General features: G+C 39.9%; 21 protein-coding genes. 12 read left to right on the plus strand and 9 right to left on the minus strand.

The features are described from left to right. Window positions 1–18 precede the first annotated feature (18 nt). From CYAN7822_RS25845 to CYAN7822_RS25855, 3 genes are all read left to right on the plus strand, one after another. Complete coding sequence (locus CYAN7822_RS25845; protein WP_013325212.1) at window positions 19–1,131, plus strand: TIGR00341 family protein; 1,113 nt, start codon at window positions 19–21, stop codon at window positions 1,129–1,131. 282 nt (window positions 1,132–1,413) lie between these two features. After that, complete coding sequence (locus tag CYAN7822_RS25850; protein WP_013325213.1) at window positions 1,414–2,343, plus strand: UDP-glucuronic acid decarboxylase family protein; 930 nt, start codon at window positions 1,414–1,416, stop codon at window positions 2,341–2,343. 79 nt (window positions 2,344–2,422) lie between these two features. Beyond that, a complete protein-coding gene (locus CYAN7822_RS25855; RefSeq protein WP_013325214.1) occupies window positions 2,423–3,817 on the plus strand; it encodes a UDP-glucose dehydrogenase family protein in 1,395 nt (464 codons plus the stop codon). An 83-nt stretch (window positions 3,818–3,900) separates the two neighbouring features. Here the strand turns inward: CYAN7822_RS25855 and CYAN7822_RS25860 are convergent, their stop codons facing one another. Further along, window positions 3,901–4,656 (minus strand): amino acid ABC transporter ATP-binding protein, encoded by a 756-nt coding sequence (locus CYAN7822_RS25860; RefSeq protein WP_013325215.1) that lies wholly within the window; start codon window positions 4,654–4,656, stop codon window positions 3,901–3,903. A 173-nt stretch (window positions 4,657–4,829) separates the two neighbouring features. On the opposite strand from CYAN7822_RS25860, the gene CYAN7822_RS25865 reads away from it, so the two are divergent. The 5 genes from CYAN7822_RS25865 (at window position 4,830) to CYAN7822_RS25885 (ending at window position 14,624) form a co-directional block, all read left to right on the plus strand. Further along, window positions 4,830–6,365, plus strand: a complete 1,536-nt coding sequence (locus CYAN7822_RS25865) for an ABC transporter permease subunit (protein ID WP_013325216.1) — start codon at window positions 4,830–4,832, stop codon at window positions 6,363–6,365. 652 nt (window positions 6,366–7,017) lie between these two features. Beyond that, window positions 7,018–8,670, plus strand: coding sequence for an acetolactate synthase large subunit (locus tag CYAN7822_RS25870; protein WP_013325217.1), 1,653 nt, complete (start codon window positions 7,018–7,020; stop codon window positions 8,668–8,670). Window positions 8,671–8,780: 110 nt separating this feature from the next. Next, complete coding sequence (locus CYAN7822_RS25875) at window positions 8,781–12,383, plus strand: ATP-binding protein (protein WP_013325218.1); 3,603 nt, start codon at window positions 8,781–8,783, stop codon at window positions 12,381–12,383. Between the two features lie 40 nt (window positions 12,384–12,423). Then, window positions 12,424–13,305 (plus strand): shikimate dehydrogenase, encoded by an 882-nt coding sequence (locus CYAN7822_RS25880; protein ID WP_013325219.1) that lies wholly within the window; start codon window positions 12,424–12,426, stop codon window positions 13,303–13,305. 164 nt (window positions 13,306–13,469) lie between these two features. Further along, on the plus strand, window positions 13,470–14,624 hold the full coding sequence (locus tag CYAN7822_RS25885; protein ID WP_245602646.1) for a PEP-CTERM sorting domain-containing protein: 1,155 nt from the start codon (window positions 13,470–13,472) through the stop codon (window positions 14,622–14,624). A 94-nt stretch (window positions 14,625–14,718) separates the two neighbouring features. Here CYAN7822_RS25885 and CYAN7822_RS25890 read toward each other — a convergent pair whose 3' ends face one another. Further along, a complete protein-coding gene (locus tag CYAN7822_RS25890; protein ID WP_013325221.1) occupies window positions 14,719–15,327 on the minus strand; it encodes a hypothetical protein in 609 nt (202 codons plus the stop codon). A gap of 93 nt (window positions 15,328–15,420) precedes the next feature. Between CYAN7822_RS25890 and CYAN7822_RS25895 the strand changes: the two genes are divergently transcribed. Further along, on the plus strand, window positions 15,421–15,864 hold the full coding sequence (locus CYAN7822_RS25895; RefSeq protein ID WP_013325222.1) for a hypothetical protein: 444 nt from the start codon (window positions 15,421–15,423) through the stop codon (window positions 15,862–15,864). Here CYAN7822_RS25895 and CYAN7822_RS25900 read toward each other — a convergent pair. The 5 genes from CYAN7822_RS25900 to CYAN7822_RS25920 all read right to left on the minus strand — a co-directional run bounded on the left by CYAN7822_RS25900 (window position 15,861) and on the right by CYAN7822_RS25920 (window position 19,905). Next, entirely contained in the window at window positions 15,861–16,160 is a 300-nt protein-coding gene (locus CYAN7822_RS25900; RefSeq protein WP_013325223.1) for a YggT family protein, read from the minus strand. The genes CYAN7822_RS25895 and CYAN7822_RS25900 overlap by 4 nt on opposite strands. 76 nt (window positions 16,161–16,236) lie before the next feature. After that, the gene (gene crtD, locus CYAN7822_RS25905; RefSeq protein ID WP_013325224.1) at window positions 16,237–17,769 is read right to left on the minus strand and encodes a C-3',4' desaturase CrtD; all 1,533 of its coding nucleotides are present in this window, start codon (window positions 17,767–17,769) and stop codon (window positions 16,237–16,239) included. Window positions 17,770–17,829: 60 nt separating this feature from the next. Then, entirely contained in the window at window positions 17,830–18,228 is a 399-nt protein-coding gene (arsC, locus tag CYAN7822_RS25910; protein WP_013325225.1) for an arsenate reductase, glutathione/glutaredoxin type, read from the minus strand. 16 nt (window positions 18,229–18,244) lie between these two features. After that, window positions 18,245–19,399, minus strand: coding sequence for an ACR3 family arsenite efflux transporter (arsB, locus tag CYAN7822_RS25915; protein WP_013325226.1), 1,155 nt, complete (start codon window positions 19,397–19,399; stop codon window positions 18,245–18,247). A 173-nt stretch (window positions 19,400–19,572) separates the two neighbouring features. Continuing rightward, window positions 19,573–19,905, minus strand: coding sequence for an ArsR/SmtB family transcription factor (locus tag CYAN7822_RS25920; protein WP_013325227.1), 333 nt, complete (start codon window positions 19,903–19,905; stop codon window positions 19,573–19,575). A 266-nt stretch (window positions 19,906–20,171) separates the two neighbouring features. Between CYAN7822_RS25920 and CYAN7822_RS25925 the strand changes: the two genes are divergently transcribed. Both CYAN7822_RS25925 and CYAN7822_RS25930 read left to right on the plus strand, forming a co-directional pair. Next, window positions 20,172–20,870 carry a DUF1003 domain-containing protein gene (locus CYAN7822_RS25925; protein WP_013325228.1) on the plus strand — a complete coding sequence of 233 codons (699 nt, stop codon included), beginning with the start codon at window positions 20,172–20,174 and terminating at the stop codon, window positions 20,868–20,870. A 144-nt stretch (window positions 20,871–21,014) separates the two neighbouring features. After that, a complete protein-coding gene (locus tag CYAN7822_RS25930) occupies window positions 21,015–21,722 on the plus strand; it encodes a cadmium resistance transporter (RefSeq protein ID WP_013325229.1) in 708 nt (235 codons plus the stop codon). Window positions 21,723–21,737: 15 nt separating this feature from the next. Here the strand turns inward: CYAN7822_RS25930 and CYAN7822_RS25935 are convergent, their stop codons facing one another. Then, on the minus strand, window positions 21,738–22,136 hold the full coding sequence (locus CYAN7822_RS25935; protein WP_041934025.1) for a YidH family protein: 399 nt from the start codon (window positions 22,134–22,136) through the stop codon (window positions 21,738–21,740). Between the two features lie 237 nt (window positions 22,137–22,373). Here CYAN7822_RS25935 and CYAN7822_RS25940 point away from each other — a divergent pair, with 237 nt between their 5' ends. Then, complete coding sequence (locus CYAN7822_RS25940) at window positions 22,374–23,258, plus strand: 4-hydroxybenzoate solanesyltransferase (RefSeq protein ID WP_013325231.1); 885 nt, start codon at window positions 22,374–22,376, stop codon at window positions 23,256–23,258. A gap of 88 nt (window positions 23,259–23,346) precedes the next feature. Here CYAN7822_RS25940 and CYAN7822_RS25945 read toward each other — a convergent pair whose 3' ends face one another. Then, a complete protein-coding gene (locus CYAN7822_RS25945) occupies window positions 23,347–23,871 on the minus strand; it encodes a hypothetical protein (RefSeq protein ID WP_013325232.1) in 525 nt (174 codons plus the stop codon). Window positions 23,872–24,039: the final 168 nt, after the last annotated feature.

Consider the following 24,039-nt stretch of genomic DNA (forward strand, 5'->3'; position numbering starts at 1 on the left):
ATTTTATTCTTCTTCATTATGTCCGCAGAAATTAACTCAAAACCACAAAAAAAAGCCACTAAAACCCTCGAACAACTTTATCAAGAGTTATTCGCCGATGCTGAATTGAATACAAATTTTTTAGTTTTGGCAGTCAGTGCTTGTATTATTGCGACTTTGGGATTATTGATGAATAGTACCGGTGTGATTATCGGAGCAATGATAGTTGCACCTTTAATGATGCCTTTAAGGGGTTTGGCATTGGGAGCTTTAGAAGCGGATATAAAATTGTTAGCTCGCAGTTTAATGACGTTAGGAATCGCTACTTTAGTTTCTATTTTAATTTCCGGTTTAGTGGGGAAAATTTTTGGGGTGCCGGCTCTTTCTTTTGGTTCAGAAATTTTAGCTCGTACTCAACCTAATTTAGCGGATTTAGGAGTAGCACTGGCAGCCGGCGGAGTTTGCGGCTTTGCGAAAATTCGTCCCCAAATTAGCGATGCTGTGGCAGGAACGGCTATTGCTGTTGCTTTAATGCCTCCTTTATGTGTGGTGGGAATTAGTCTTTCTCAAGCAGATTTAGGAGCGGCTGGAGGGGCTTTTTTATTATATTTAACGAATTTTTTAGGAATTACTTTAGCTTGTATGCTCGTGTATATTTGGGGCGGATACTCCTTTAATTTTAGAAAAACGAGTGTGGCTTTATTATGGTTAATTTCTTTAACAGTCGTATTAATATTTCCCTTATTTTTTAGTTTTGTTAATCTGATTCAACAAAAAAGATTGGAAGGAATTCTTAAAGAACTTCTTCGCTCAGAAACCATTACTTTTGGACAGCAAGCCCAATTGAGTAAGCTCAATGTCCAATGGAGTTTACCTTGGAGTAAAAAGCCTTCTCAACTGACTTTATTTGTTTTAAGAATTTCTGATCAACCGGCTTTGACTGTCAACCAAATCAGAAAAGTAGAAAAATTTCTAGCTGAAAAATTACATCAAAGCTTTAAAATTACTGTTTTTGTGATTCCCTACCAAAAAATTTCTGATGATCCAACTCAATCTGAGTTGTCAGGAGTTGAACAACTTAATCGGATAGAACCATCAGAGGAAAAGACCCTAAATAATGGTGCGGAACTCGTTCCGCACCCCAGGCAATAAGCGGGATCTTTGTTGACATTTTCTGAGGCGTGAATATCTAGTATTCATCAAGAGTTTTAATCGTTATTGCTTATAATACAAGGATTATTAATTTGCCACTATTAATAAATTTTATTAATAATTATTCAAAAGTGCTATCAGATTTGAAGCAGCAACTCCCAAACCCTTATGATTTCAAGCCTAGTGGAGTTTTTACCCTGAATTGGTTAGCCGCTACACTAGACAGAACAACAAGCTAAGGATAACTTAAGAATAATTTCACTATCTTATATAGTTGGATAAATGAGAATCCTTGTTACGGGCGGTGCTGGTTTTATCGGTTCCCATCTAATTGATCGGTTGATGGAAGAAGGACATGAAGTCCTCTGCTTAGATAACTTTTATACAGGCCATAAGCGGAATATCCTCAAATGGCTGGATCATCCCTATTTTGAATTGGTGCGGCATGATATCACTGAACCGATTCGCTTAGAAGTGGAGCAAGTTTATCATCTAGCTTGTCCGGCTTCTCCAGTGCATTATCAGTCTAATCCAGTCAAAACCATTAAAACCAATGTAATTGGAACTTTATATATGTTAGGGTTGGCCAAACGGGTTAACGCCAGATTCTTATTAGCTTCTACTTCTGAAGTATATGGCGATCCAGATGTGCATCCCCAAACCGAAGAATATCGAGGTAATGTCAATTGTATCGGGCCGCGTGCTTGTTACGACGAAGGAAAGCGAGTGGCTGAAACCCTAGCCTTTGAATATTATCGAGAACATAAACTAGATATACGGGTAGCCCGAATTTTTAACACTTACGGGCCTCGTATGCAAGAAAATGATGGACGTGTCGTCAGTAATTTTATCGTCCAAGCACTTAAAGGAGAACCCTTAACTGTTTATGGGGATGGCTCTCAAACCCGCAGTTTCTGCTATGTTTCTGATTTAGTAGATGGGTTAATACGATTGATGAATGGTCCGTATGTCGGACCAGTAAATTTAGGGAATCCCGGTGAATATACTATTCTCGAATTAGCTCAAATGATCCAAAATAGAATTAATCCGGATAGCGAGCTAGTTTATAAACCACTACCGGAAGATGATCCTAAACAACGACAACCTGATATTACCCGGGCTAAAAATTGGTTGGGTTGGGAACCTAAAGTTCCTCTAGCAGAAGGACTACAATTAACCATTGAAGATTTTCAACAACGTTTAGGGAAATAAGTTTGGCGATTTTCCTCATGGTTTCACGTGAGGCTAAACTATCAACAATGACCGTTTAAATAGAGAAGAGGTAAAATTCATGCGAGTTTGTGTTATTGGTACAGGATATGTTGGGTTAGTGACAGGAGTTTGTTTAGCCCATATTGGTCATCATGTTATTTGTGTAGACAATAATGTCGAAAAGGTTAAATTAATGAAATCCGGTCAGTCTCCTATTTTTGAACCTGGCCTATCTGAATTGATGCAAGAAAATTCTCAAGCCGGACGCTTAGAATTTACCTCAGACCTAGCAGAGGGAGTCGAACACGGAGATATTCTTTTTATTGCAGTAGGAACTCCGGCTTTACCCACTGGAGAAAGTGATACGCGCTATGTCGAAGCAGTGGCCAGAGGAATTGGGGCGCATCTCAATGGCGGTTACAAAGTCATCGTTAATAAGTCGACTGTTCCTATCGGTTCTGGTGACTGGGTGAGAATGATTGTCCTTGATGGAATGGCAGAACGGAAAAAAACGCCGATAACCGTAGGCGGAGGAGAGGAAGTTAATCGACTGATTGAACAAAGTCCGGCTAATTTTGATGTGGTCAGTAACCCCGAGTTTCTACGGGAAGGTTCAGCCGTTTATGATACCTTTAACCCTGATCGTATCGTATTAGGCAGCAATAGTAAAAAAGCTATCGAAATGATGCAGGAACTCTATGCTCCCCTAGTAGAACGTAAGTTTGGGGAAGATCCTTCTCTTCCTCCTGTGCCGGTGGTGGTGACAGACCTCAGTTCAGCAGAAATGATTAAGTATGCGGCTAATGCTTTCCTCGCCACGAAAATTAGTTTTATTAATGAGGTAGCCAATATTTGTGACCGTGTTGGGGCTGATGTGACTCAAGTAGGTCAAGGAATTGGCTTAGATTCTCGCATTGGGAATAAGTTTTTAAACGCTGGTATTGGTTGGGGCGGTTCTTGTTTTCCCAAGGATGTTTCCGCTTTAATTCATACCGCTAATGATTATGGTTATGAAACCGAATTACTCAAAGCGGCTGTTAGTGTTAATCAACGTCAGCGTTTAATTGTTCTAGAAAAACTGCAACACGAATTAAAAATTCTTAAAGGAAAAACAGTCGGCTTATTAGGTCTGACGTTTAAGCCTGATACTGATGATATGCGGGATGCTCCTTCTTTGAGTTTAATTGAGCAACTGAACCGCCTAGGAGCCAGAATTAAAGCTTATGATCCGATTGTGTCTCAATCTGGCTTAAGTCATGGTTTATCTAATGTTATTATCGAAACTAACCCAGAAATGTTGGCTGATAAATGTGATGCCTTAGTTTTGGTAACCGAGTGGAAAGAGTTTCTTGCTCTCGACTATACTAAGATGTCAAACCTGATGATTAATCCTGTGATTATTGATGGTCGTAATTTCTTAGATCGAGAAAAATTAGAAAGCATTGGGTTCCGTTATATCGGTATTGGACGGTAATTTCCTAACGATCACTTAAAAATTGTGTAATGTGCTTAGAGACGCTCTCGATAACGTCTCTATTTTCTCTTGGGTTGCCCGCGTTAATTCGGGTTTAGGCGGCTTAAGAACGCTTTTAAGCGCTCACTTTGGGGGTTTGTAAAGACTTTTTTCGGGTCGCCTTGTTCTTCAATGACTCCTCGATTAAAGAATAACACTAGATTGGAGACTTCCCGAGCAAACTGCATCTCATGAGTGACCACTACCATCGTCATGCCTTCTTGTGCTAAAGTTCGCATAACGGTTAATACTTCCCCGACTAATTCCGGATCTAAAGCGCTTGTGGGTTCGTCAAAGAGGATCACCTCTGGTTTCATACACAAACTACGCGCAATGGCAACTCGTTGTTTTTGTCCTCCTGAAAGTTGATCAGGATAATAGTGGGCTTTATCCCCTAACCCAACTTTGTCGAGATACAATAAAGCTTGTTGTTTACATTCAGAAGAAGAAGATTTTAAGACTTTTTGGGGAGCAAGCATTAAGTTTTCTAACACTGTTAAATGAGGAAAAAGGTTAAAGTGTTGAAACACCATGCTGACTTTACTTCTCAACTGCCGCAACACTTTTTGATTGATGCGAGGTGAAGCCATATCTACCCCCAACACCTCTAAGCGTCCCCCGTTGATGGTTTCTAGACGGTTGAGACAACGCAAAAAGGTACTTTTTCCGCATCCAGACGGACCAATCACAGAAACCACATCGCCTTTATGAAGTGTGCCGGTTACGCCTTTTAGCACTTCTAATGATCCGTAGCTTTTGCGGAGATTTTCACAAACTATAATGGGAATATTATCGGGCATAAATATATTTCAAGGGTTTATTTAATGGTAGATTATTTAGAATAGGAGCGGTAGTCGTGTGAGTTGATTAGTATATGAATTTTCTTATTTTTATACAGTATTAATGTCTCATTTTGCTTAAAATTTATACTAAATTAATTTTTTTAGACTAATTTTCTTCCCGAGGATAATCCGTGAAAACCCATCATTTAAAACCGTTAAAATTCCTACATTATTTGATTTTATCGCTACTCAGTTTTATTCTAGCCATTTCTTGGTTGATTTTACCGGGTTTTTCTCAAGATACGGGAAAAGCTTTTACCGTTGCCACAGAACCGGCTTTTCCGCCTTTTGAAATGACCGATCAAAAAACGGGAGAGTTAACCGGATTTGATCTGGAATTAATGAAGGCTATTGGACAAGAAGCCGGCTTAAAAATTACCTTTGAAAGTTTACCGTTTGATGGGATTATTCCGGCTTTGCAAGCTGGTACAGTTAAGGCGGCTATTAGCGGCATGACCATTACTCCCGAACGGGCACAAACCTTATCTTTTTCCCGTCCTTATTTTAAAGCGGGTTTAGCTATTGCCGTTCGCAAAGATAATAACAGTATTAAAAGTTTTGATGATTTAAAAGGAAAAAAAATAGCGGTTCAAATTGGCACAACGGGAGCCAAACAAGCCGCCCAAATTGAAGGGGCAGAAATTTCGATTTTTGATTCGGCTGTTTTAGCGTTACAAGAGTTAGTCAATGGCAAAGTAGATGCAGTGGTGAATGATGCGCCGGTTACCCTTTATGCCATTAAAAAAGCCGGTTTACCCGGGGTGAAAGTGGTGGGAGAGTTATTAACCGAAGAATATTATGGGATAGCATTACCGAAAAATTCTCCTTATCTGAAACAGATTAATGATGGCATTGCACGTCTGTTAGAAAACGGCACTTATCAATCTATTTATGAGAAATGGTTTGGAACTCAACCGCCGGAATTACCGTTAACGGCCCCGTCTTTAGACAGTCAATCAGAAAAATTTGACCCGCAAAGTTTTTATATTAATCTTTTTCAAAATCTGATTAAAGGGGCTGGCATTACAGTTTTATTGACGGCCTTTTCTGTTTTGTTTGGTTTGATGGGAGGAACCTTAATTGCGCTGGCTTTAATTTCTCCTTATTCTCTTCTGCGTTTACTCTGTAGAATTTATGTGGATTTCTTTCGGGGAACGCCGATGTTAGTGCAACTTTTTATTATTTATTTTGGGTTGCCGGCTTTGTTTCAAGACCACTTAGGAATCGAATGGAGTTTGCCGCGTTTTCCGGCGGCGGTGATCGCTTTAAGTTTAAATGTTGCGGCTTATTTAGCAGAGATTATTCGCGGGGGAATTGAGTCTATCGATCGAGGACAATGGGAAGCTTGTGAGTCTTTAGGAATGACTCCTCAGCAGACCATGCAAGATGTCATTTTTCCTCAAGCTTTTCGCCGAATTTTACCGCCTTTAGGCAATGAATTTATTACTTTAATTAAGGATACCAGTTTAACGGCGGTGATCGGGTTTCAGGAGTTGTTTAGAGAAGGACAGTTAATTGTTGCGGTTACCTATAAGGCCTTTGAGGTTTATATTGCTGTGGCGTTGGTTTATCTGATTCTGACTTCCTTATCCTCGATCGCTTTTAAGTGGTTAGAAGCGGCGATGAATCCCCTTGAAAGGGCGAAAAAAAGAGCCGTAAAAGTTTAAAATTCAGGTTCTCCTTGCTATTACCTCTTTTTACTTCTCTCATGACTATTTTACAAGATACCCTGAAAAGTCAGATTAGACCTCTTGCATAAATCTAATTTGCCTTAATTCTGTTGCCTGTTCCCTACAACTATATACTTTTGTTAAATATCCTCACAAAACCAAGCTTAATCCCCCCCAAGAGACTAAACTGAAATAAGGTCAACTCGCGCCACCTAGATAAGCCCGGTTCGAGAAGACCAAACGTTTAACTAACGAGCCAATATGAGAGATAAGTTGATCTCCTTTAGGCTTGGGACGAGTAAATTAACCGACTATCCAAACTAGCCAGCACATTTGATTGATTATCGCTATTGCTGTGTTCTTAGGAGCAATAGCATGGTAAAACCCTATCCTCGTTTATGGTAAGATCAAATGTTTTAATCAGAGCCAAGAGTCAGGAATCCATCGGATTCGAGAATTGCTCAGGGCCAAAAGCGTTTGGATCAAGTAGGATGATAGTTAGTACATCAAACCAGAATTGATTCACTATTTTGGATAAGCGAATCACTATTAAACTCCCGGAGGTCCATTCACGTTTTGAATCGTCCTTCGGGAGCAAATATCTCTGGATATTCAGACTAAGGTTGAACTTAAAGAAGGGGAAATTATTATGGGGGAATTAAATACAGCCGAACTCCTAATAAGATGTTTGGAAAATGAAGGGGTTGAATACATCTTCGGACTGCCTGGGGAAGAAAACTTACATATTCTAGAAGCCCTAAAACATTCTCCAATTAAATTTATTACTACTCGCCACGAACAAGGAGCCGCTTTCATGGCCGATGTTTACGGGCGTTTAACGGGTAAAGCTGGCGTTTGTCTTTCTACGCTGGGTCCGGGAGCTACAAACCTCATGACAGGGGTAGCAGATGCGAATCTTGACGGCGCGCCTTTGGTGGCCATTACCGGACAGGTGGGAACAGATCGTATGCACATAGAATCCCACCAATATCTAGACTTAGTAGCCATGTTTGCTCCCGTCACCAAATGGAATAAGCAAATTGTTCGCCCTAGCATTACGCCAGAAGTGGTCCGCAAAGCCTTTAAAGTTGCCCAAAGCGAGAAACCGGGCGCGGTTCATATCGACTTGCCGGAAAATATCGCAGCTATGCCGGTTCAAGGACTGCCTTTAAAAATCGATAGTCAGGAAAAAACCTACGCCTCCTATCGCAGTCTGAACATGGCAGCCACAGCTATTTCAAAAGCCAATTATCCCTTAATTTTGGCGGGTAATGGCATCATTCGCTCCCATGCTAGTGAAGCTTTAACCGAATTTGCCACAGCCTTAAATATTCCGGTTGCCAATACCTTTATGGGCAAAGGGGCCATACCCTACACCCATCCTCTCGCCCTTTGGACAGTAGGATTACAACAACGGGATATTATCACCTGTGCCTTTGAGCGCTCGGACTTAATTATCGCTGTGGGTTATGATTTGGTGGAATATTCCCCAAAACGCTGGAATCCGGACGGAACAAAACAGATTATTCATGTCGGACTAGCCCCGGCAGAAATTGACAGTAGCTACATTCCTTTAGTGGAAGCCGTTGGGGATATATCTGATTCTCTGATGGATATCCTCAAACGCGCTGATCGTCAAGGCAAAGAGAACCGGGTAGCGGCGGGTTTACGGGCTGAACTGCGGGCCGAATATGAATACTATGCTAATGATGACGGTTTTCCCATTAAACCCCAAAAAATTATCTATGATTTGCGTCAGGTGATGGGGCCAGAAGATATCGTGATCTCTGATGTGGGGGCTCATAAAATGTGGATGGCACGTCATTATCATTGTGATACCCCCAATACCTGTATTATTTCTAACGGGTTTGCGGCGATGGGTATTGCCATTCCTGGGGCACTGGCGGCTAAGTTAGTTCATCCGGATAAAAAAATTGTCGCGGTAACCGGCGATGGCGGTTTCATGATGAACTCTCAAGAATTAGAAACTGCATTGCGGATAGGCACGCCTTTTGTGACTCTAATTTTTAATGATAATGGCTATGGATTGATCGAATGGAAACAGATGAATCAGTTCGGAGAATCGTCTTTTATTAAGTTTACCAATCCCGATTTTGTCAAATTTGCTGAAAGTATGGGATTAAAAGGCTATCGTGTGGAATCAGCGAAAGACCTCATTCCCATTTTAGAAACTGCCTTAAAACAGGATGTTCCAGCAGTGATTGATTGTCCTGTGGACTACGGCGAAAATCTGCGTTTTTCTCAAAAAGCTGGCGATTTAAGTTGTCCGATTTGGGAATAGACGGTCGATAAACTTAATCCATTCAATGCTTATACCCCCTAAACTTTTAGGGGGTTGAATTCAAAATTTTGGTTCTGTAAAAAACTGGAGATATAATTTTAAATCGGCTGATGACCCAAGTTTTTTTCAAATCTTATCTGCTTTTATTTTTACTGATTCTCGCTGGATATTTAGGCAACTACTATCATTACTCCTTATTTTTTGGCATAGATTTTCTTTTTGGGAGTATTTTTAGCTTAGTTGTCGTTTATTTTTATGGAACAGTTTGGGGGGTGATAGCGGCTCTAATTGCCGGCAGTTATACTTATCAATTATGGGGGCATCCTTATGCGGCTTTAATTATCACAGGTGAGGCTTTATTTGTTGGCTTGATGTTGCGCCGCCGTCAGAGGAGTATTGTATTACTTTGTAGCCTTTATTGGCTTGTCTTTGGTACGTCGCTCGTTTATCTCTGTTATGGGTTGATCAAGCAGGTTCCCGTAACCCAAATGAATTTAGTCATACTCAAACAAGCGCTTAATGGAATTTTTAATGCCATTATTGCTAATCTCATCATTACTTATATTCCTATCGCTAAATTTTTGGGTTTTCAGTCTAAAAATCCTAAATTATCTTTTCAAGAAATTTTCTTTAATCTTTTAATTACGTTTATTTTTATTCCTACCTTGTTTTTGTCAGCTTTAAACGGACAACAGGCATTAAATAATATTACCCGAGAAATTCAATCTGAACTGAATACCGCAGCACGCCCCATTATTAGTAACTTTAATCTCTGGTATCGCAATCATTTACAAGCCGTCAATACCCTCGCTGAGCAAGCCGCTCTTTCTAACCTGAATCCATCCAAACAACTAGAAAACTTGACCCTATCTTTAAAACAAGCCTTTCCTTCTTTTCTCAACTTTTATGTCATCAATAAGCAAGGAGAAATGGTGGCATCTGCTCTCCCTGTTACTGAGATAAGTGAAGATTGGAAAAAAAAGGTAAATCTTGACCTTGAGCAGATGGCTAAAACCTTAAAACCCACCATTAGTGATGTTTATGAAAATCCCGCATCAACGGTTTTTTATATTGATTTAAAAATTCCCATTATCACTCAAAAGGGTTTTCAAGGAATTGCTTATGGGACGCTAAATTTTAGTCAAGTTTATTCTTTACTGAAAAATAATATAGAGATCCCGGGAATACAAATAATTCTTTTAGATAAATACAATCAGGTTATTGTAGATAGCCGTTTTAGCCTCAGTCCAAAAACCTTTTTTAATCCTCGACAAAATGGAGAAATTAAGCTCCTAAATGATCAATCTTTTCAATGGCTTCCTAAACCCTCACAAGAAACTCCCATAATGGTGCGCTGGAAAAAGTCTTTTTATGTTAAGGACGTGCCCATTAGTAATGAGATTCCTTGGCGATTAGTGATTAAAATTCCCACTGAAAACTATATTAAATATTTGGAATCTTTATATATAAAAAATTTATTGTTAATCTTGATTATTGCTGTAACGGGCTTAGGGGTATCTCAATTAGTTAGCTATCAAATAACCTTACCTCTAATCCAATTAGGCAAAATCACCACTGATTTACCTCAAAAAGTAATTGAAGACTGGGATGAGACTCATATTCCCCGCTCTCCCATCCAGGAAATAGCGATCTTATCTAATAATTTTAGTACCATGATCAAGGCACTAAAAAGACAATTTACAGCCCTCTACCATATTAATGAAAGCCTTGAAAAAAGAGTAGAAGAAAGAACAGAAGAACTTGTAAAAGTAAATCATGATTTAGCTGAAGAAATTAGAGAAAAAGAAAAAATAGAAGCCGATCTTAGAGAAAGTGAAGAACGCTATTCTTTAGCAGTTTCGGGAAGCAATGATGCCATTTGGGACTGGGATCTGAGGACAAATTCCGTTTATTATTCTCCCGTATGGATGAAAATTTCAGGCGAGGACAATTATTATTATTCTAATTGTTGGTCACTGTGGCAAGAAAATATTCACAGTGAAGATTTACCTTTAGTTTTGAGTTCTATCCAAAATCATCTAGAAGGAAAAAACCCCATTTATGAACAGACTTATCGCATCAAACACTGCCAAGGTCACTATATTTGGGTTGAAGCCAAAGCAAAATGTCTGCATGATCGAGAAGGAAAACCCTATCGAATGGTCGGCACAATTACAGATATTACCGCTAAAAAACAAGCAGAAGAAGAACTGAAAGCCGCCAAAGAAGCGGCAGAAATTGCTAATCGAATAAAAAGCCAGTTTATCGCTAATATTAGCCATGAAATACGCACACCGATGAATGCAATTTTAGGCTTCTGCGAACTCTTATTAAACATTCATAATGACCCGCGTACTCTGTCTTATATACAATCAATTTCCTCGAGTGGTCGTACTCTTTTAGCCTTAATTAATGATATTTTAGACCTTTCTAAAATCGAAGCCGGCAAATTAGAACTAAATTACGAACCCATCAATTTAAGAGAATTAATTATAGACGTTTGTCAAATTTTCTCAACCCAAGCTCAGACTAAAAAATTACAATTACTCACTGAATTTGAGCCGAATGTACCTCATGTAATAAACTTTGATGAAGTCCGATTACGGCAAATCCTGTTTAATATCATTGGTAATGCTCTCAAATTTACTGAAAAAGGCTATGTTAAAGTTACTGTTTTTTCTGAAAATTTAGCCACAAATAACAACTACATTCAGCTAAAAATTTCTGTAGAAGATACAGGAATTGGCATTGCCACCGGTCAGCAGGATCGCATTTTTGATATGTTTACTCAAAGTGAAGGACAAAGTACAAGAAAATATGGAGGAACGGGATTAGGATTAAGCATTACAAAGCGCTTGACAGAAATGTTAGGCGGTCAGATCATCCTACAAAGTGAGCTAGGTAAAGGCAGTATTTTTACCCTGATTTTTCCGAAAATTCAATCCGTTACCAGTGGGAAAAAGCCACCTCGAGAAAGTTCATCAAATATCAATTTAAGCCAATTTAAACCCTCGACTATTTTAGTGGTGGATGATGTGCAATCTAATCGTGAACTGCTGCAAAGTTATTTTGAAGGAACACCTCATCGTTTATTACTAGCAAGAGATGGTGCTGAAGCGATTGATTTAGCCAAAATTAATCAACCCGATCTGATTCTTATGGATTTACGTATGCCTAATATTGATGGATATAAAGCCACTGAATTATTAAAAGAAGACCCACAGACGACTAAAATTCCCATTGTAATTGTTACAGCTTATTCAGACTATAAAGAACAAAATGCGGGAAAAAATCTTTGTCAAGGTTTTTTGTATAAACCCATCAGTCGCACTCAATTAGATAGTTGTCTTCGGTTGTTTTTACCTCGCTTAGAAAAGGCAACAGATTTAATTCAACAATTAGGAGATACTTCCGATGCGAACCCAGAGCAAAAAGAAATTAAAGACGGTCTAGAACTCTTGGAAAAATTACAACAAATCCAAGAGACAATCTGGGAAGAACTCTGCCAAAGAATGATTATCAGAAAATTAGAAAAATTTGCTAAAAATTTAGAATATTTAGGAGAAAAACATCACTGTAAACAATTGTCAGCTTATGGGGAAGAATTAACTACTCTAATTGAAACTTTTGACGATGAAAATTTATCTAAAAGCCTCGCCGCTTTTCCCCAATTACGACAAGCGATAGCGGCTGAAGTATTAGAAACAAATTGAATTTTTCTTATAATAGATCTATTCTTTTTCCAGAGCAACTATGCCGCCTATTACTGGTACAACTAAACTCCTTGGGGTGATCGGTGATCCGATTGAACATTCTTTATCTCCTGTGATGCACAATGCGGCCATTACTCAGTTAGGGGCAGATTTTGTCTATGTTCCCTTTTTGATTAAACCTGAAAATTTAAAAACAGCGCTCGCCGGATTTGAAGCCATTGGTGTTGTAGGATTTAGTATTACCATTCCTCATAAACAGGCGATTATTCCTCTGCTATCGCCCTCACACATCTCGACTACCGCAAAATTAGTCGGTGCTGTCAATACCCTCTACAAGAAAGATAACGAATGGCATGGCACCAATACCGATTTAGAAGGGTTTCTCTCTCCTTTACAAAACATCACTCTTCCTTGGAGTCAAGTTACTCCCGTTATTTTAGGTAATGGAGGAGCCGCTAGAGCGGTGGTGGTGGGTTGTCATCAGTTAGGATGCCCTGAAATTAGCGTTGTAGGGCGCAATAAACAGAAATTAGATGATTTTTATCAAAGTTGGGCGAATACCCCTATTCAAGAGGCTTTAAGGGTTCATCTGTGGGAAGATTTACCGGGGTTGGTATCAAAAACTCAGTTCTTGATCAATGCCACTCCTATAGGAATGGATAAGCAGAGTCATCTCTCTCCAGTGGAAGTAACAACCCTAGAAAAATTACCAGCAGGAACCATTGCTTATGATTTAATTTATAAACCCAATCCGACTTTATTTTTAAAGCAAGCCCAACAGCAAGGGGCAATTATTATTGATGGCTTAGAAATGTTAGTGCAGCAAGGAGCCTCGGCACTTTCGATCTGGTTAGATCAACCGATTCCTGATGCAGTTATCGGGGTAATGCGTCAAGCTTTACGAGATTATTTAGGGCTTTAAATTAAAACTTAAGCAAAAGACAATTAAAAAATAACTAGAGTTTAACCGTTCATTTTTAACCTGAAATAAGTATCTTTAACTACCTACCCTAAAAGTTTTAGTCAAGGTAGCAAATTGAGCTACTGTGTACATTTTTTCCCCTAACCGCACCCTTGTGAGGAGATATGATGCTGCGAACTTTTGCCATACTTTTGTTAGGATCAGCTACAATAACGGTTATGCCAACCCAAAAAATCCTAGCAGGAACATTGACCGGTGAACTCCCTATAGTCATTGGACATCGAGGCGCGAGCGGCTATCGCCCTGAACATACTTTAGAATCTTATAGATTAGCCATTGAATTAGGGGCTGATTACATAGAACCTGATTTAGTTTCTACTAAAGATGGTGTCCTGGTTGCTCGTCATGAAAATGAAATTTCTGGAACCACTGATGTTGCTAATCATCCCGAATTTGCTGACCGTAAAACCACCAAAATTATTGATGGACAAACCCTAACCGGTTGGTTTACGGAAGATTTTACTTTAGCCGAATTAAAAACGCTACGGGCAAAAGAAAGAATTCCCAATATTCGCCCACAAAACACCGTTTATAACGGGCTATTTGAAATTCCTACTTTACAAGAAGTGATTGATTTAGCCAAGCAAAAAAGTGCTGAACTGGGGCGGACGATTGGGATTTATCCAGAAACCAAACATCCCAGTTATTTTGATTCCATTGGCTTATCTTTAGAAGAACCGTTAGTAAACATTTTAAAAGCTAATGGATATAACAGCCAAACCTCACCGGTTTTTATTCAGTCTTTTGAAGTGAGCAATTTACAGGAATTAAATACTTTAATCGATGTCCCTCTAATCCAACTGATTGATAGTGCTGAAAACAAACCCTATGATTTTGTCTTAAGCGGAGATGCAAGGACTTATGGGGATTTAATTACTGCCACAGGTTTAGCCGATATTGCCAATTATGCTGATGGAATAGGGGCTTATAAATGGTTAATTATTCCTAGGGATGCACAGGGAAATTTATTATCTCCTACTACCCTTGTGGATGATGCTCACGCGGCTGGATTATTGGTTCATTCCTGGACATTTCGTCGAGAAAATAATTTCTTACCTGCCAATTTACAAAATCAGCCAGAAGAAGAATTTAAAAGATATTATCAGACAGGACTTGATGGGATGTTTAGCGATAATCCTGATATAGCCTTTGCGGCGCGTGCTGCTGTTTATGGGGTTCCTGAACCTTTGACGCTTTTGGGTGCAGGAACAGCAATGGCTTTTGGTGCGGCTTTTAAGCGTAAACTGAAGCAAAAGTAATTTTAGCGGGCAGGTTCGGGTCTATCCCCCTCCCGGGGGAACCCTGATCAAAAGGGATGGGATCAGATTTATGGTGAACCTCGCTGTAGATAAATTAGCTTACGCTTGGAGCAAAGCGCCAGTAAGACTGATTCCACTCATAAACGCCCTGAATTTCAAACTCTGTGCCTGTTTCAAAGCGAACGACGCAGCTAGTATAAGTCGATTCTCCATCATCGACTTGAGATAGTCCTACCACCACACAGGGAAACCATTCCGGAAAACAGGGTCCTTCTTCTTGCACCCATTCCCATAACCCGTTACACACTTCTAGGCGATCGCCGATCTGTAAGCGCTTTTGCCTTTCCTGTGCTAAAAACTTTTCCAGATGAACGGGTTGAATTTGATTGATCCAAACCATCCCATATTCATCCCGAATAAATTGTACGGCTCCGGAGTCTTGATTATTGAGCCAATCATTGAGTAAAGTAATTTTCCAAGATAAATTTTGTTCTTGTTGGCTTTGAATAAAAGTCAGTAATGCCTGTCGTTGTTCAGATGTGAGTTGATCTAAAGGATTTTCTAAAAGATCGCAGGGACGACTAAAGGGAGCCAGCAAAGTTTGCAAGATAATTTCTTTTTGCCGGTCATTTAAAGGGCAAAAAGCCTTTTCACATTCAAAAAAAGCGGTTTTTAAGGCTGTTTCAATCTCAGCTTGATTCATAAAGGGTCGAAGACAGCAGAAATTCCTGTTAACTTAGATGATAATTCGGGTTAAGCTGAGAAAAAGATCTATAGTTATTAGACAATAAAATCAATGAAATTTCGACCATTAGCTGTACTATTAGTGACTTGTTTCTTTGTTTTAGCCAGTTGGACTGTCTCCCCTCCTTCTTGGGCACTTGTACAAATTAAGCTATCTAACGTATCTTACAAAGATTGCCCCCCCGAATTAGCCAAAGGAAATGTCACCAGTGGGGGAAATAGCCTACCAGCGAGTTGTTATTTAATTACAGGTAAAGCTAAAAATCCATCGGGTAAGTCAGTATTTGATGCTGATGTCTTTGGGCGTATTTATGATGCTAATGGCGAACCGGTGCTACAAAACCGTTCCCGAGTGGGTTCTATTGCAGAAGTTCCCCCAGGCGTTAGTGACTTTGAAGTCAGGATCTCGGTGCCTGCTAATCAACCAACGCCTTTAAAGTTGGAACAATTTAAAGCTACGGGTTTTGCCGGTAGAGTTAGCCCGTTAATCAACTAAAACATCGCGGAAACGCTTTGACTTCCGTAAGCGAAAGACTCTACCAGGCTTTGAAGGATTTGCAAGAGAAAAATCGCTAGAATCGGCGAAAAATCTATCCCTCCCAAGGGGGGGATAAAAGAACGGAAAATGTTTAAATAGGGGTCGGTAATGGGACTTAAGAAAGACATAATCTGATAAGCCCAGTCAGCCCCTTGAAACCAAGTCAGTAAAATCCTAACAATTAAGACCAGGGAATAGATTTGCAGAAATCGTAACAAAATCGTACCCAGAAAAAATAAGATTTCAGAACTCATGAACGGCAATTTATCCTTTATTCAATAAGATTGATATTTACTGTTGATCTTAGCTTGACATCTGCTTTTATTAAAGCTATACAAGCGCAGTAATTTGTCGAACCACTGTCAGGGCTGAATAACTAACCCCTGCTGTGCCTTCTCCGGGATGGGTTGAGTCCCCTACTAGCCAGAGATTTTTGACGGGGGTGCGCGTCGCTATGCCAAAAGGCCCAAAAGTGGAGATCCGTTGACCAATTCCCCCTACAATACCATTTTTCCGCGCGGTAAAGCGGGCAAAGGTGCGAGGCGTAGCGGCTTCAGTATGAATAATCGTTTCTGGAGTTAGATGAAAATACTTTCCTAAACGGGCGATGGCTTCAGAGGTATATTGTTCTTTTAAGCGTTGATAATGTTCTTTTGTGCCTTGCCACCACATAGCCGCATCCGTAAAAGAAGAGGCGATCACAGTGGCTGTTCCCGAGGGTGCCCTACCATCTCCGGGTTTACTGACAGAAACAAACAAAGAGTTATTCTCCCCGATCACCCCCTCATAATCATAGAGGAATTGAAGATGAGGCGGGCATCCTTGAGGAATCGCTTTTTGATCTACCCCCAAATACACCACAAACGCGCCCGAAGGTTCAGCCAGTTTATCTACTCTCGTCTTGTAAGCGAAACCATTCAACCCATTAAAGGCATTATCTCCACACAACGAGACTAAATTCTGTACGGTTACGTTAGCCACCACTTGATCCGCGCTTTGTGTGAACACTTCCCCGGTTTTTTGATGGCGAACTCTTACCCCCTTAACCCGCCCGGCTTCGGTGTTAATCTGTTCTACTGTATGCCGCATATAAAGCTTACCCCCGTATTTGCTTAATCCTTCTACTAGGCGATCGCTTAAGCTTTGCATACTTCCTTGTAGATGATATAACCCTTGGGGTGCAGTGGAAACGGATAGGGCAGTAGCCGCATATAACAGGGCTGTTTCATCTGCGCCTACTTGAGAATAAAGCTTTAACTGCATATCCAGGAAGGTTAAAAGCCGCTTATCCCCATATAACCCATATAACTTTAAAGCATCCCCCACCGTCATCAGGGTAAAAGGAACCGTAATGAGGGTATCTAAACGCACAGCCGAGGCTAATTGCCACATATCCCAAAGGTTACGCGGCGGTAATACGGGATCTCTGGCTTGAAACTGCCAACTTGCCTCAAACAATTTATCGATTAATTGCCAAAAGGGTTCGCTGCCGGGAAACTGTTTTTGTCTTTCGAGTTTCCATTGATGCGGATCTCGCCACACATTAATGGGTTGTGTTTCACCGGGTAAAAACACCGCACAAGCCGGATCACATAGCGTTGCTTGGGGGAGTTCTATTTCTAACTCATCAAAAATCCGTTTATGAATGCCCCCTTCTTCTAACCCGGCTACCTGAGTAGCGCCTACATCAAAGGTAAAGCCGCGTCTAGTAAAGGTTGAGGCACAGCCGCCCGGTAAAATTGCCTGATCATAGATGGTGACATCATACCCTCGACGCGCCAGTAAGGCACCGGCGGTTAATCCTCCTATGCCTGCCCCCACCACGATAACACGAGTTTTCTCGCCTTCCTGCTGTTTTGGCATTTTAATATTCTTTACATTTCTTAACACTCCTATATGGTAGCTAATCTTTTATCGATAGGTTTAAGGGTTTAACTGTTGAATCAATTTTGCCACTCGTTCTTTAATCTCATCTCGAACCCGATAAAACGTCTCAAGGGGTTGACCATCGGGATCTTCTAACTGCCAATCTTCAAATACTTCTCGTAATACCCAATCTTGCGGTAAATTAACCCCACAACCACACAAAGAAATCACCACATCATAATCTTGCGCCTGAAAATTACTCAAGGGTTTAGAAGTTTGGTCATTAAGATTAATGCCTATATCTTGCATGACTTTAATCGCTGTGGGATGAACCTGACTCGATTCTAATCCTGAACTGGTCACTGCTATCTGACCTTGACCTAAAATTTTAGCAAATCCTTCGGCCATTTGAGAGCGGCATGAATTTCTTTTACAAACAAACATCACTCGTTTCATTTTTCCCTTTCCTTATTTACTTGATTGAACTAATACAACGCGGATCTAATAAGCTGGCTTTTTCGGGTTCTCTGGGAAACCAAAAAGCGGTTTTTTTACAAACTTCTACCAACATTAACATCACCGGAACTTCAATTAATACCCCCACAACCGTCGCTAAAGCCGCTCCCGAATTTAAGCCAAATAACATGACCGCCGTAGCAATAGCCACCTCAAAATGATTACTCGCTCCAATTAAAGCCGCCGGCGCGGCATCTTCATAAGTGAATTTCAGTTTTTGAGCCGCTACATAACTGATTAAAAAAATGAAATTGGTCTGAATAAATAAAGGAATAGCGATTAACAAAATATGCAGAGGATTACTAACAATTAATTCTCCTTTAAAGGCAAATAACAAAATTAAAGTAATCAGTAAAGCACTGATAGCAACCGGCGTTAAATAATGCAAAAACTTTCTTTCAAACCACTCCCGCCCTTTATGTTTAAAAATCCAATAGCGGCTATAAATACCGGCGGCGAGAGGAAGCCCGACATAAATTAAAACCGATAAGACAATCGTTTGCCAGGGGACGATTAAATTATTAGCAGACAGTAACCACTTTCCTAACGGTGCATACAAAAAAAGCATGGCCAAAGAATTAACAGCTACCATCACTAAAGTATGTCCCTGATTACTGTAAGATAAATAGCCCCACATCAAAACCATCGCCGTACAGGGAGCAATTCCCAATAAAATACAACCGGCAATATAGGAATTAGCCAGAGTAATTTGCTGTCCGTGTATAAATTCTGTGGTTTTTAAGAGGGGCAGAAACAACCAGCCTAAAAAAAACTGAGCAAATACCACCATCGTAAACGGTTTAATTAGCCAGTTTACTACTAAAGTCAGAATGACAGGTTTAGGGGTTTTGGCGGCTTTGACGGTTTGAGAGAAATCTATCTTAACCATGATGGGATACATCATAAAAAAAAGACAGATGGCAATGGGAAGAGAAACTTGATAGATACTCATGGCATCTAATGTCTGAGCAACCCCCGGGAAAAATCGCCCCAAAGCAATACCGGCAAGAATACACAAAATAACCCAGACAGTGAGATATTTTTCAAAAACGCTGAGGGTTCCTCCGGCCTTGACGGCTTTTGGATTGATGGGAAAATTCTGATTAGCCATAAACAAAAACAATAGGAGATACAGCAAGGACAAGCGTTGATCAGTAGGGAAAACTCTGCGCTTGTTTCCTCTCTCAAGTAGGTTGACTTAATACTAAGCTTACCATTTATATCAATTTTTTTTGATATGTCAAAGTAAAAAAATGTTAAGGGTTTACCCATGCCTGTACAAGGCTAATCTTCTAAGTCTGGACAGGGACGGGCGGGCAATAGGGAAGCATAGCGCCTAAAGTCGGCTAAATACTGCTCTAAAACGATAAATTGTGCCAAATTAAGACGATAATAAATCCAACGTCTTTCTTGACGTGACATGAGTAGCCCTGCTTCTTTGAGAATTTTGAGGTGAAAAGAAAGCTTAGACTGAGCGAGATCCAACTGTTCACATAGCTCACAGACGCATAATTCCTGAGAGCGTAATAAATCTAGAATATTAAGTCGGATTGGGTCTGACAAAGCATGAAAACCTGCTAGAACAGTGGTTAAGTCAGAAGAAGTCTTAACTTGCATCAAATTAACTTGATAAAGTATGGTGAGTTTAAGTGGTTTTGTACTTGATGCCACTCACAGAGAAAGTGAGCTTAATTTAAACTCCGCCCTTAAAGGGTGAGGTCTTCATTTTATCACACAAATAGGGTAAGAGCTTTAGGAGTAAGGATTTGAAAAAAAATCATCAATTTTATTTATTAAATTAAGAAAAAAGACTATTTGCTTTTATTGATTTATGAGAATAAAGTGAAGGTATAGAAAAAACTTGAATTGTTAGGAAATTTGCCATGATTTTATCTAACTCTACTGCCAAAATGAATAACGACCATAGAAACAAACCCGCCCTGAATGTAGCCAAAAAATCCCTCAAATCTAAAGCTCAAAAAAGCGAAAAACAAGAATTAACTTTCGGACAAAAGTTAGCGGATAGACTAGCCTCTAAGGTGGGTTCTTGGCCGTTTCTGATTGGACAAAGTGCCATTTTAGCGGGGTGGGTTGGCATCAATTTAACCCCTGGACTTCCTCATTGGGATGAATCTCCTTTTATTCTACTGAATTTGGTTTTTTCTTTTGCCTCTGCTTATACAGCCCCCATTGTTTTAATGAGTCAAAATCGTCAATCTGATGAAGACCGTAAAAATGCTTCCTTGAATCATGAAGTCAATTTACAAGCGGCTTCTAATATAGAACTATTGCATGCAAAAATGGATGAGATATACTCTCAGAAATTATCAGAAATGATGGAAATCCTGAAGCAACAGCAAGCCGCCACCAATGAAATCAAAGTTGTTGTTTTACCTGCCAAAGCCGGGTCGGCAATGGAAAAAGAAAAAGCGGAAACTGTCGTTCCCAATTTTGAGTTACCCTTTTTAGTGGATTTTACTGTAAATGCTAACAGTTCTACCCCTCAAATCAACCAAGGTCTTTTCACTCACGCTTCACAAAATCCCTTTTTAGGCCTTCATCCAATGAACTTGGATAAGTAGATGGTCTTATTTAATAGTAGGGTGGGCAATATCGATAAAGATTTCTCGATAAAAAATCCAAAATATTGACCGACATTGCCTACCATACCCTATTTTTTTCCCTCAAGTAAACTGTTGAAATCTTAGAACCTTAAGCCAAGAAAAATGACTAACATAATCACGGCAATTGCTACTGGAATAACCGCTTTCAGTGCCACAAACTTAGATGATATTCTGATTTTAATGCTGTTCTTTTCTCAGGCAAAATCCCTGTTTTCCCGTCGCCAAATCGTCATCGGTCAATATTTAGGCGTTATGGCATTAGTGCTAGTTAGTTTGACAGGTTTCTTTGGCGGCTTACTACTTCCTGAGTCTTGGATTGGATTATTAGGACTTGCACCCATAGCCATAGGGATTAATCGTTTACTGAATGGAGACAACGACGAATCAGAAGAAAAACCTACCCTTTCTCAACCTAAAAGACATTCTGCTTGGGGGAATTTTTTATCTCCTCAAACCTATGGAGTAGCAGCAGTTACCTTGGCCAATGGTGGTGATAATGTGGGAATTTATGTACCTCTATTTGCCCATTGTACTCCGCAAAATCTTCTAATTATTTTAAGCGTATTTTTCTGTTTAATAGGTGTTTGGTGTTATGTGGCCTATGGCTTAACTCGTGTGCCGGTCATTGCTGATAATTTGACTCGTTACGGTAACTATCTAGTTCCCTTTGTTTTAATTGGGTTGGGTTTAACCATTTTAATCGAAAGTCATACTTTAGAAAATCCTGCCTTAATTATCTTAACTTTAATAGTCAGCAGTATGAGTTTAATCATGCTCAACTGTAACAGTGACCAAACTCTAGAAGTTTAATGCCCATGATTTGACTTAGGGACTCGTGGCGACTAAATAAATAATTCCCGTTCCCAAGAGAATTACAGTAATACTTAAAAGAATGAGCCAGCGCTCGGCAAATTCATAAGTATCTTCTTCAATATCATGTCGAACAGCGAAATAATGCTGAGTAGATAGTAACACCGTCAACAAACCAACGATGGCAAAAACTAATCCTAACTTCCATGCATAACCAAAACGAAGCACCAAAGCCGCATGAGCGCTTTTAAGGCGGGAAATAACGACTCCAAACCCCATTAAACTAATGGCGGTTCGCATCCAGGCTAAATAGGTTCGCTCATTGGCTAAATGCTCTCGGACTCTTGAAGCATCGGTTTTAGATTTTTCAGGTTTTTTTGTTTTTGCATCGGGAGATTGAAAAAATAACTGCATTTGTACTCTCGTAACTTGAAAATATAAGTATTTTAATTTAATTGTATAATTTTTCAAAAACATTCACATATTTTTTACAAAACAATCAGAAATCAAATCCAGATGACCGGCGATGAAGGCTCCTGGTGCGGCTGGGGCAAGGAACAGGCTTTATTGCTGGCCGCTATTGATAATGTTTAAATGTTTAGTGGAAATACAGAACTTAACATCAGTTAATTCATCCGGAAACAAACTCACATGACTCAATCACAACAAGCTTTAGAACCTACCTGGTTAACCATTATTCGCTTGCTGCGGTGGGATAAACCCGCAGGACGACTCATTTTAATGATTCCTGCTTTGTGGGCAGTATTTTTGGCGGCCCAAGGGACTCCGCCTTTACCTTTGGTGGGCGTTATTATTTTAGGAACTTTAGCCACCAGTGCGACGGGTTGCGTGGTTAATGATTTATGGGACCGCGATATCGATCCGCAAGTGGAAAGAACCCGTAACCGCCCCATTGCCTCCCGTGCTTTGTCGGTGAGGGTTGCTATCATTATTGCCTTTATTGCTCTAGCTTGTGCGGCCATATTAGCATTTTATCTAAATTCCCTGAGTTTTTGGTTGTGTGTGGCGGCGGTGCCGGTGATTATTGGCTACCCCCTAGCGAAGCGTTTTTTTCCCATTCCTCAGTTAGTGTTGTCTATTGCTTGGGGGTTTGGGGTGTTAATTAGCTGGAGTGCTGTTACAGGTTCGTTAGAAACTTCTACTTGGTTACTGTGGGGAGCAACGATTTTTTGGACTCTCGGTTTTGATACGGTTTATGCCCTTTCGGATCGCGAAGATGATTTAAAAATTGGGATCAATTCCAGTGCGATCTTCTTTGGAGATTATGCGGCTGATGCTATCGGTTTCTTTTTTGCCGCTACAGCCGGTTTATTGGCTTGTGTGGGGGTAGAAATGCACTTAAATATGGTGTTTTGGAGTGCTTGGTTAATTGCTGTGGTGGCTTGGGTTGGGCAATATATTCGCCTGCGTCAAAATGAGATTCCTAGGGTGGCTTATGGACAAATTTTTGCTCAGAATGTTTGGATCGGTTTTATTTTATTGAGTGGGATGATTTTAGGGTTATTGTTAGTTTAATCGTTTACTCCTTTGTTGCAAAAAAAAGACCTAGCCCCCTTTTCTAGGAGGGAAGGGGGAATAAATCATCTGTATAACTTATTATTAATTATTCTTCATGCAGGATCGGTCCTAACTGCCGCATTGAACCAGTCGTCTTATATTTTATCCCTTTAACTTCTATCCATTCTGTATGATCAAATACCTCTTTTAAGCGAAATATTTGTTCAGTGGGAAGAGAAATTTTAGCCGAAGTTTTCAGCAGTAAGCCCCCATAAGTAAATCTAAGTCTCCATCGGTTTTGACCCTGATGAAAATAGGCAAATCCCAATTCTTCTGTAAAATCTAGGGCAAGGGTTTCTCTTAAACGGTTTAATTCTTGTTTGGCTTCCTCTATTTGCCGGTCTAATTCATTTTGTAAAACTTCATTCAGGCAAATCTGCCCATCAATTACTTTAATACTTCCCTCGGCAAAGGTTAAATTGTTATCAGTTTCAGGGGAGTTAGCGGGAGGGGATATGGTAGAGATTTCTTTTGAGGTGGTAATGGGTAAGAAAGTGGTTAACGATAAAGACGGCTTGATGTCAAATAATGATAGATAAATTAATAAAATTATTAGCTGAGCATTTTTCATCTAGTTTCAGTTATTATTATTCTAATTTTAACACAGAGATATTTATTTATGTCCACCTACTTAGCAGATGAATAAAGATAGTTTTTTATGAAGATGAGTGTGGCCGTGTGGGAAGAAACAGCAAGGACAACAGAATTATTATGTTCTCTATTTCCCCACACTGACAAG

It is taken from the genome of Gloeothece verrucosa PCC 7822, assembly GCF_000147335.1.
Lineage (GTDB): Bacteria > Cyanobacteriota > Cyanobacteriia > Cyanobacteriales > Microcystaceae > Gloeothece > Gloeothece verrucosa.